This is a genomic window from Streptosporangium subroseum (assembly GCF_900188345.1).
Taxonomy (GTDB): Bacteria; Actinomycetota; Actinomycetes; order Streptosporangiales; family Streptosporangiaceae; genus Streptosporangium; species Streptosporangium subroseum.
The window spans coordinates 1-9,084 of the sequence record NZ_FZOD01000120.1 but is presented as its reverse complement, the minus strand read 5'-3'; the positions used below and the strand labels follow the sequence as shown (position 1 = coordinate 9,084).

Annotated in this window: 11 protein-coding genes; 5 read left to right on the top strand and 6 right to left on the bottom strand. The window is 65.4% G+C overall.

The window, feature by feature from the left end; translation table 11 throughout:
• Positions 1-846, top strand: an 846-nt coding sequence (locus tag CHC08_RS46810; RefSeq protein WP_245879003.1) for an ankyrin repeat domain-containing protein, incomplete at its 5' end; no start/stop codon positions are given.
• 154 nt (positions 847-1,000) lie between these two features.
• On the opposite strand, the gene CHC08_RS46805 is transcribed toward CHC08_RS46810, so the two are convergent.
• From CHC08_RS46805 to CHC08_RS46795, 3 genes are all read right to left on the bottom strand, one after another.
• Positions 1,001-1,267, bottom strand: coding sequence for a site-specific integrase (locus tag CHC08_RS46805; protein WP_420823621.1), 267 nt, complete (start codon positions 1,265-1,267; stop codon positions 1,001-1,003).
• Between the two features lie 250 nt (positions 1,268-1,517).
• Positions 1,518-2,033, bottom strand: a complete 516-nt coding sequence (locus CHC08_RS46800; RefSeq protein WP_089213821.1) for a GNAT family N-acetyltransferase — start codon at positions 2,031-2,033, stop codon at positions 1,518-1,520.
• 85 nt (positions 2,034-2,118) lie between these two features.
• Entirely contained in the window at positions 2,119-2,982 is an 864-nt protein-coding gene (locus tag CHC08_RS46795) for a DUF3626 domain-containing protein (protein WP_245879002.1), read from the bottom strand.
• A gap of 423 nt (positions 2,983-3,405) precedes the next feature.
• Between CHC08_RS46795 and CHC08_RS46790 the strand changes: the two genes are divergently transcribed.
• Positions 3,406-4,368, top strand: coding sequence for an ankyrin repeat domain-containing protein (locus CHC08_RS46790; RefSeq protein ID WP_089213819.1), 963 nt, complete (start codon positions 3,406-3,408; stop codon positions 4,366-4,368).
• 272 nt (positions 4,369-4,640) lie between these two features.
• Here CHC08_RS46790 and CHC08_RS46785 read toward each other — a convergent pair whose 3' ends face one another.
• The gene (locus tag CHC08_RS46785) at positions 4,641-5,495 is read right to left on the bottom strand and encodes a sigma-70 family RNA polymerase sigma factor (RefSeq protein WP_245879001.1); all 855 of its coding nucleotides are present in this window, start codon (positions 5,493-5,495) and stop codon (positions 4,641-4,643) included.
• A 107-nt stretch (positions 5,496-5,602) separates the two neighbouring features.
• Here CHC08_RS46785 and CHC08_RS46780 point away from each other — a divergent pair, with 107 nt between their 5' ends.
• From CHC08_RS46780 to CHC08_RS49190, 3 genes are all read left to right on the top strand, one after another.
• Positions 5,603-5,983: a DoxX family protein gene (locus tag CHC08_RS46780; protein WP_089213817.1), complete on the top strand. Its 381-nt coding sequence runs from the start codon at positions 5,603-5,605 to the stop codon at positions 5,981-5,983.
• 120 nt (positions 5,984-6,103) lie between these two features.
• Complete coding sequence (locus CHC08_RS52705) at positions 6,104-6,229, top strand: hypothetical protein (protein WP_275937259.1); 126 nt, start codon at positions 6,104-6,106, stop codon at positions 6,227-6,229.
• A 378-nt stretch (positions 6,230-6,607) separates the two neighbouring features.
• The gene (locus CHC08_RS49190; RefSeq protein WP_143653692.1) at positions 6,608-6,913 is read left to right on the top strand and encodes a hypothetical protein; all 306 of its coding nucleotides are present in this window, start codon (positions 6,608-6,610) and stop codon (positions 6,911-6,913) included.
• 34 nt (positions 6,914-6,947) lie between these two features.
• On the opposite strand, the gene CHC08_RS46775 is transcribed toward CHC08_RS49190, so the two are convergent.
• Both CHC08_RS46775 and CHC08_RS46770 read right to left on the bottom strand, forming a co-directional pair.
• Positions 6,948-7,229 carry a hypothetical protein gene (locus CHC08_RS46775; RefSeq protein ID WP_089213816.1) on the bottom strand — a complete coding sequence of 94 codons (282 nt, stop codon included), beginning with the start codon at positions 7,227-7,229 and terminating at the stop codon, positions 6,948-6,950.
• Between the two features lie 697 nt (positions 7,230-7,926).
• On the bottom strand, positions 7,927-9,084 hold a 1,158-nt coding region (locus CHC08_RS46770), incomplete at its 5' end, for a polysaccharide deacetylase family protein (protein WP_089213815.1).

Here is a 9,084-nt window from a genome sequence, read left to right as displayed (position 1 = left end):
CCCGTCTTCGAAAAGCCGCTGCACGCCGCGGCTGATCGCGGCTCGCCTGAAGTGGTCGCCGAGCTGGCCATGCGCGTCGATGACGTCGACGCGGAGAATCAAGGCCGCACCGCCCTCTGGATGGCTGTCTTCGAAGGCCGCACGGACAACGCCCGAGCCCTCGTCTCCGCCGGTGCGGACCCGTGGCGCCCCATGATGGCGGGCTGGTCTCCCGGCCGCCTCAGCCTGGCCGGCCCCACTCCCGATCCCTTCTCCCTCCCCTCACCGGAGGTCGGTCTGTCCGAGGCCGAAGCCGCCGCCGTGGCCGAAGCCAGACGTCTGATCCCCGCGCTGGGAGACCTCTATTACGACGGCCTGAGCCTGGCCTGCGTGGCCGAACTCAGCGCAGCCGAAGCGACAGCGCGGTTGGAAGCCGCACCTGCCGACGACGTGGACATCGATGCGCTTTACGAGGCCTGGTGGAACAACCCAGACGCCAATCTGATCATCGGCATCACGGACGTGCCCGGCGGCTGCGTCATCACCCAGCCCTGGGGAAACACCGCGTCCACTCCCGGCGTCATCAAGCGCGTCTCGCCAGGCACGATCTGCTACAGCATGTACGCCAATCCCATGCGCGGCAGTAGGGGGCGCATCGCCCGGGACGGCGCCGTCATCACGGCCTGGGAGCCGCACAGCGCCTACACCGTCCCCCTGGACGCCCTTGCCGAGGAGATTCTCGCCGCCTATCTCTACCGCAACCACCCTGTAGCGTTCTGCTGCGCCGGCGCAGGTCTGCGCCTGGCCGACGCCAGGCCGATCATCGGCTCATCCGCCATGTTGCTCAAGCTGCCCGGACGAGACTGACGGACCTGACCTCTTGAGATGGCGAGAGGCCCGGCTCCATGATCTGGAACCGGGCCTCTCGTTTTGGTGGAGATGAGGGGATTTGAACCTTTGCCCCCTTCGATGTGAACGAAGGGGCCCCGAGATGAACGGGACCCCTTGAGCGTGCGTGTGATCATGCTGCGAGTGCGTCGTCTATTCGCCGATTGGCGATCTCCGCACCTCCGTCGATGCACTTGGCGTAGACCTTGAGCAGAACGTCCACGCCATGTCCCGCTCGCTCTGCCACATCGGGAGCGGCCACCCCGGCATTGAGCCAGAGGGACACCGCCGCGTGCCGCAGGTCGTATGGCCGGGCCGCCAGGGGCGAGACCTGCTGTTCGGGAGTCAGGGCGAAGATCCGTGCCGCCTTCGAGCAGTTTGGCTTGGTGGCGCTGAACATTCCTCCAGCAGCGGACCTTGCCGGAGCGAAGCAGCTCCTCCGAGAGGGGCAGGACGGTTGGTGGGATTACGAGGAGGGTTGCATCACCGAGGACTGGCGCGCGCTTGATCTCAGCTGAATGTCGCTGGTCCTGGATATCCAGTGCCGCATCAGGCAACCTTCGCCTCCTTGCCGACGAGCGCCTCCACAAGGTGATGGCTCGGGCGAACGTCGCGTAGCCGCTGGTCCCCGATCTCCGGATGGAAATGCGTCAGCTGGCCGATGGCGCGCCCTGCTCCTTGCTCAGCAAGATTCCGCGAGGTCCGAAGCCCGCCGAAGAATAGAAGCGGACGGCTTCCTTGTTCGGCGCGAAGATGCCGGCATAGAGGATCGAGACACCGCGCTCTGCGGCGGCTTGCTCCGCCGCCATCACCAAGGCCGCACCCACACCCTGGCCGCGCTGCCCGTCCAGGACGACAGTGTGGATCTCGGCCGCGCGGCGGGGAATCAGGATCTGATGGTCCGGGGGATCTGTCAGCAAGACCACCTCCACCATGCCCACCACCTCGCCCGCCGCTTCAGCGACCAAGATCACTACCTTGGACTCGGCTGAAAGCACCTTGGACTCGGCTGAAAGCGTCTCTTCGAAGTGCCCGCGTACGGTTTCGATGTCGGGCACGCGGTAGATGACCGGATCGAGTTGGACGTGCCTTTCGGCATTCGCGAGACGCAGGCGAACAAGCGCGGGCACGTCCTCGCGCTCGGCAGCCCTGACCAAGATCGACATAAGCCGGATCCTTCCACCGTGCCCGCCCGGCCACAAGGCATGTGGATCAACTCATCCCCGGGCCGTCAACCAGGGTGACGAGGGGTCAGCTGTGGTCGTTCACGACCGGTCCGAGGCCCTGCTCGGCCGTCTCTCCTGTCGTGCTCGATGCACTTTCCAAGCCGGCAACACTGCAACGAGCCTTTGCCTGGCTTGCGTCGAATGGTGAGCCGAAACGTGCCAGACAGTGCCAGACCTTTTTGAGTGCCTGCGGGTCATGGCGACCCGTGCGGGCCGCATCTCCGATGATCTGCGGATCGAGGTGACCGTCCACGGCGATCTCGGTACCCAGATCAACATATTCCTGTCCGCGGTAATCCGGGTAGCGTTGCAGTTGATCAATGGCGAGCCGAAATCCGGCGTGCCATTCAACTGGGCATGGAAGCCGGTGGGCCGCAGCTTGCACGGCTGTTCCGCGATAACTCGGATCCAGGACCAGCGCCTCGACGTCATGGTCGAGCCTGACCGATCCGTGCACCTGGGCCTCGATATAGTCGTCCAGGGCATCTGCATTATCGGCACTGGCCAACTCGATGAGTGCCATGCGGGACACGACACCGAAGGCCGACGGTTCAAAGAAGCTGTCCGGATAACAGAACGTGGCTCGTGAAATGGCCTCTGAGGTCAGCCTGAAGTGGGCGGATCCGAACCGCGGCGCCGCACCGACGGACTTACCGCGGAAGTTCAGTGCACCGTAGACAGGGCGATCGTGAGCGGGTGCGTGGTCATATGCTCCACCGAAGATCCGACTCTCCCAGCGCCACCGGTCCCCGCCTGGATGAGCGGTCAGACCGCCATTGCTTGTGCCCGTGACGAACTGCGAGTGGTAAAGGCCGTCGTCCGCGAGCCCGAGCAAAATCAGCCGGTCGCCCACCAGTCGGTCCGGATGGAAATTCAGGGTCACACGCATTTGGGGGTCGAGTGGCCCGCCTGACGATAGGGCCGCGACATGGCGGAGCGCTCGCTCTTGCGGTGACCCGGATGTATCAGCGCTCATCCGTAGCGTGCCTCCGCGCCGGTTTCTAACCGGTAGTCGCGCCCTGCGGGGCTCGTCCAAGCCCGTGGCGTGATCATACTTGTGGCTCACTCCGCCCGTGACTCCGAGGTACTGCACCGGCGCCGCAACGATGACGTTTGTCACCTCGGCTGTGCCCTCGCGCCGAGGGTCCGCTGACTTTTCGCCGGCTCTGTCCGGCCCTGGCCGGCCGGTATGACCATGATCGCCGGAAGGCTCCGTTCTTTCGTGGACCGGCTGCGCCCGCGGCCCGAATCTGTCGGCCTCGTACGCCATGATCGGCATTCATATATCCCGCCCATCCCCTCAAGGAGAGCCATGGTCGTCAACGATGGATCCGGGTGGTCCGGCATCGGTTGGAATCACTGGACGGACCTCAGCCTGATCCGTGCCCGGCTCGACGCGGGCGCTGACCCGAATTCAGGGGCGTTCTTCCACGAACGACCGCTTCACGCGGCGGCCGAGTGCGGCTCGCCCGAGGTGGTCGCGGAGCTGGCCCAGCGCGTCGACGACGTTGACGCGGAGCACGAAGGTCGTACCGCACTTTGGGAAGCCGTCTTCGCCAACCACCCCGGCAACGCCCGCGCCCTGGTCGCCGCCGGAGCCGACCCGTGGCGACCGATGATGAACGGCTGGTCCCCCGGACGGCTCAGCTTGGTCACTCCCACCCCTGACCTGTTCCCTCTTCCCGATGGCGAGGCCGGCCTGTCCACCGCTGAGAACGCCGCCGTGGCAGAGGCCAGACGTCTGCTCGCCGCGTTGGGGCATTTCGACAACGACGGCCACAGTCTCGCCTGCGTGGCCGACATCACCGCTGCCGAGGCGGTACGGCGACTGGAGGCCGTACCAGCCGATGACGTCGACGTTGAAGAGATCATGGAGGATCCCTGGACGGATTTCGACGCCAGCTTGGCCGTCATCGGTGTCACGGACGTGCCCGGCGGATGTGTCGTCATTCAGCCGTGGGGATACGCCGCATCCAACCCCGGCGTCATAGAGCGCTTGTCGGTGGGCACTGTCTGCTACGGACTGTTCGCCAATCCCAAGAGCGGCAACCAGGGGGCCGTCGCCCGCGACGGCGTCATCGAGGAATGGGACACCCACCCCGGCGGCGGCAGCGTCGACGACGAAGAATCCGCAGAGGAGATCCTCGCCGCCTACCTCTACCACGGCCAGGCCGAGGCCTACTGCTATGCCGGAGCGAGCCTGCGGCCGACAGACAACCGATCGATCACCGGTCAAGCCGACATGTGGCTGAGACTGCCCGAACACCTGCGTTGAGGAGAACCGATCTTCCACATGCAGAGGCCGTACGGCTTTCCTCCGGAGAGAGACCGGCTACATGGCCCCCGGACAACAAGAAGGCCCGGATCCATGACCTGGAACCGGGCCCCTCGTCCTCGGCCCGATGCTTCAGGCCCCGATCATCGTGAGCCTCACCGTTTCTTGTTCGTCTGAGGCTTGGACTTGGCCAGGACGAGCCGTCCCCAACCGATTGCGGGAAGGCGGCAATAGGGAGTGAAGTATGTGATCGCGACGGTGCTGCCCGATGCCTAGTCGGGACGTCCCGGGAGGTCCATCGCCGCGAGACGTTCCGAATCCGTCACTGACAGGATCTCGACGATCCGGCCATCGACCACGGTGCACGCCATCACGCTCAGCGGCTTGCCCTTCCCGCTCCAGGCCACAATCCCCGGCTCGTCGTTGACGAGGACGCGGCGCGCGGTTACCTTCGCGCGGATCCCGTGCTGGACCTTACCGGCCACTTCGGTCGCCCCCAGCCTGACGACCACGCCACGCGCCGTGTGGGCGCGCCATGTCACCTCCGGATCGAGCACCCGCAGCAGCCCTTCGAAGTCTCCGCTCCGCGCTGCCGTGAGAAAAGCGTCGACCACTGCGCGTTGCTGCCGCCGTTCGTCGATTGAACGATGCGTGCCCCGCACTTTCCGGCGGGCCCGGCTGGTAAGCATCTTGGTGGCGTCCGTGGACCTGCCGAGGATCTGACCGATCTCCTCGAACGGCACCGCGAACATGTCGTGCAGCACGAGTGCCAGCCGTTCGGCGGGGCGGAGGGTATCGAGCACCACGAGCAGTGCCAGCCCGACCGAATCGGCGAGCAGCACGTCCTCCTCGGGTGCTCCGTCATTGTCCTCGGTCACCACCAGCTCGGGCAGCTGGTCGTCGTACGACGCCTCGGGCCTGGACTTGCGCGAACGCAGCATGTCAATGCACACCCGGCCCACCACGGTGGTCAGCCAGCCGGCGAGGTTGTCGATCGAGGCCGCGTCCTGGCGCGCCAGCCGCAGCCATGCCTCTTGCACCGCGTCCTCTGCGTCCGCCCGCGACCCGAGCATCCGGTGGGCCACCGCCACAAGGCGCCCACGCTGCTCCACGAAGGCTTCCGCCACGGCTTCGTCGAGACCTGATGCGGTCATGTTGTTACCTTCCCCGAGCGAGTTCCGTCACGAGTGATGACGGGCCCGGAAGGGCCGAGGTAACCGACAAGGAGAAACTCATGAACCTCGCTCTGTGGATTATCGCCGGCCTGCTGGCCGCTGTCTTCCTCTTGGCGGGTGCCAACAAGCTGTTCATCCCTCAGGAGAAACTGGCCAGGGCTCCTGGAGGAGGATGGGTCAACGACTTCAGCGCCGGCTTCGTCAAGGCCCTCGGAGCGGTTGAGATCCTGGGCGCCGTCGGCCTGATCCTGCCCGCCGCACTCGACATCGCGCCGGTTCTGGTGCCGCTGGCGGCCGTCGGACTGGCGGCGATCATGGCCGGTGCGGCGATTGTGACCTTCCGCCGTCAAGAGCCCAAGCACGCGCTGTTGAACCTGACCTATCTCGCCCTGGCCGTCTTCGTGGCGTGGGGTCGCTTCGGCCTCCAGCCCTTCGGATGATTTCGCGTGATGCGGTGCGGTCGCCCTCCCCGGTCGACTGATCTGTTCGATTGGTGCCGGCCGCTTCGCTCTCCAAGGGCGCTACCTCTGTGGCCAACCACGCTCGGAACGTTCACGGTCATGCTTCAGAGCAAGGCGTACGGCGAAGTAGATGACCAGAAACTGAAAGAAAGCGCTGAGCAGCATGATGAGCACGCCCATGCCAGAGATACCGAAATTCATGATCTCTTCCTTATCACCGTGTGATCAGCCGACCTGGCCTACGTCGTCCACCGTTGATCCCACGAAAGGCGCTGTTTTTCAACGGTGCCGAAGCCGGTATCGTCCTCACGATCGCCTGATGCGGGCTGATCCCCGTACAGGGCCGGGGGCGATCGACGATCCGAAACTTCGTTCCTCAGCCCGGCTCGACGAGGGGCGTGCTCGCCGGCCTGCCCACGCTTACGCCCTACGCTGCCAGAGGCCCTCGGCAGGGGCGCGAGAGCCACCGGCAGCCACGTTACGGGTGATACACCCCAGGCGGCAGTTGTCGGCCTGGCTATTGCTGAGGGCCTTAAGCCTGTAGAGCTGTCGCAATCTTGTTCGCGAAACGCCAGACTTGCCTGTAGGCGTCAGGGGAGACAGATGGTCAGGGAAGTTTCACTTCGGTCCAGCTCTAAACGGGTATGGCGCCGCTGGTCAGTGCTCGTTCCAGGGGTCGCGCTGACGCTCGTGGCCGGGTTCTACCTGGCCAACCGTGGCGATCCCGGGCAGGTGAATCGATCGATCACCACCCCGGTTGAGCAAGAGGGCACATCAAATATGAAAATCATCGAAAAAAATCAAGTCATCGACGTCACCACTTTCGACCAGAAAGATAGTCCGCTGTGGCCGCTGATTGTTGAGTTGCGCAAGGCGGAGCTCAAGAGGGACCGTATGGTTACGGACTAAAAGGTCGAGGACTGCGCCACAAGAGCCGGTTGCGTCACCCGTCGATCCAGGAGCGTAGCCGACGGAGAAGCTCGCGTAAGTGAGCGCCGTCGGCGAGTCCGGGAGGCGCCCATGGTTCGGTCCTGAGCTCGCTCTCGGCATCGAGTTCGGCCCAGAGTTCCTCGAACGAGTCCCTGATGCTCAGCTCGCGGGGGTCGGCGGCCTCGAACAGGCCGCGGAGATCTTCGACCAGCTTGGGCAGGGGGATCTCGCCTGAGTCGTACCGGGCGAGGCGTCCGGTCATTTGGCCGATGAGGGCGCGTTGGTAGTCCTCCACAGCATCACCTTGTCGACCTCCCGGTCATTATGTCGATGGTCGGCCAGCGCGGGATATACGCGAGATGATCTTTATTGCGTCATTGGCTGCGACCGGCCGGGCCGGCGGCTCCCGATCGAGACGTGTACTGCTACGGGTCGGCGGCGGCTCGACCGCGACCCTGCGATTATTCGCAGCGTGCCGTGTGGGATTCAGCGCGGCCTGCGGCACGGCGATGGGTGCAGCCGCCGGGTGTGCCATCGGCCTGCTCCTGGTGTGGCCGATAACGGCCTCAAGCAGCTGGGACCCGGTGCCACGGGTGGCCTTCGGCACCCCGTGGCCGCTGATCGCCGCTCTGGTCGTTGGCCTGCCCGTTCTCGCCTCGGCTATCGCTGGTCTTGCCTCGCCTGACATGACCGCCCGGGTAGCGCCGGCGAGCGAGTCTCGAGGGTAGAGCCCACACTAACAATCACCTCCGCGTGGCCGACGTGCGTAGCGTGCGGGGGCGATGAACGATGTCGGCCGCATCCGCGCAGGTCGTGTTGGACTACTCGTGGCGAGGCGTTTTCGCGGAGCGACGGTGAAGACGGTGTAAGGCCGGGCAGCGGTCGCCTCATCCGTCGCATGCCAAGGCTGGGAGATCGTCAACGTCGTGTGGTGCGGCGATCGGGAGATCGCCGCACCACACGACGTGTCGTTCAGGGATTCGGCGCGGGTGTCAGGCCACGCGACAGGAGACGGATGGCCAGGTCAGGTTTCCGCCGTGCTGGATCGTGAGTCCGAAGGTGTTCCCATTGCCGTTGGGCCTCATCGTCATGACGTTGCCGCTGGAGTCCCAGCTCGGCGTGCCGTTCCAGGTGGCGATGGTCTTCTGCGGGCTGCGTACGGTCAGCGTGACGATCCACGAGTTGGTCCCCGAGACCGTGACCGACAGGTTGAACCGGTCACTCCACTGCTGACCCTGGGAGATCGTGGCCGTGCAGCTGCCGCCACCGGAGGTAGGAGTCGGCGTCGGGGTGGGAGTCGTCGGCGGATTTGTCGGGTCGGTGCCGCCGCCGGTCGGCGCGACGGCCCTGCCGGTCGAGGGCGAGATCATGCCCGGGCACAGGTTGCGGCTCCTCAGGTTCGCGGCGATCTGCGGAATCGCGGCGATAGTCGTCGCGTACTGGTCGTGCATGAGGATGATCTGGCCGTTCTGCAGGGTGCCGGCGGCCTGCACGATCTGGGCGGTGCTCGCGCCGTTCCAGTCCTGGGAGTCGACGTCCCAGATGATCTCGGTGAGACCGAGCTGCTGTTCGACCGACTTGAGCGTGGCGTTGGTCTCCCCGTACGGAGGCCGGAACAGTCTCGGTGCGGTTCCCGTGATCTGCTGGATGGCCTGCTGCGTCTGCTGGAGTTCTGACTGGATCTGCGCGCTGCTCATCTGGGTCAGGTGCGGGTGGGTCCAGCTGTGGTTACCGATCCACATGCCGGCACTCTGCTGGGCTCTGACCAGCGCCGCGTTGTTCTGAGCGTTCTGGCCGATGTTGAACATCGTGGCCCGTAGTCCGTTTGAGGTGAGCGCGTTCAGCAGATTGTTGGTGTTGCTGGCGTTGGGTCCGTCGTCGTAGGTCAGGCCGACGTACCCGGCGCTGCAGTTACCACCGGGGGAAGGTGTGGGGGTGGGGGTCGGGGTCACCGGCGGGGTGCCGCCGTTGAGGGCGGTCAGCACCGCGTCATAGGCCGCCTTCTTGGCATAACCGCTGTTGAACAGCAGCGGGGTGCCGCTGCTGCGCCAGGAATAGTGATCGGGGATGCCCCAGACGGTGATGCCGGTGCAGCGCGAGACGGCCAGGCAGGCGTTGACGACCGTGCGGTAGCTGTTGGCCTGGGCGGT

Coding starts and splice junctions, on each gene's coding strand:
- CHC08_RS46805 (WP_420823621.1), bottom strand. CDS start 1,267: ATGTTCAGCGCCACCAAGCCAAACTGCTCGAAGGCGGCACGGATCTTC.
- CHC08_RS46790 (WP_089213819.1), top strand. CDS start 3,406: ATGGTCGTCAACGATGGATCCGGGTGGTCCGGCATCGGTTGGAATCAC.
- CHC08_RS46780 (WP_089213817.1), top strand. CDS start 5,603: ATGAACCTCGCTCTGTGGATTATCGCCGGCCTGCTGGCCGCTGTCTTC.
- CHC08_RS46795 (WP_245879002.1), bottom strand. CDS start 2,982: ATGCGTGTGACCCTGAATTTCCATCCGGACCGACTGGTGGGCGACCGG.
- CHC08_RS49190 (WP_143653692.1), top strand. CDS start 6,608: ATGGTCAGGGAAGTTTCACTTCGGTCCAGCTCTAAACGGGTATGGCGC.
- CHC08_RS46800 (WP_089213821.1), bottom strand. CDS start 2,033: ATGTCGATCTTGGTCAGGGCTGCCGAGCGCGAGGACGTGCCCGCGCTT.
- CHC08_RS52705 (WP_275937259.1), top strand. CDS start 6,104: ATGCTTCAGAGCAAGGCGTACGGCGAAGTAGATGACCAGAAACTGAAA.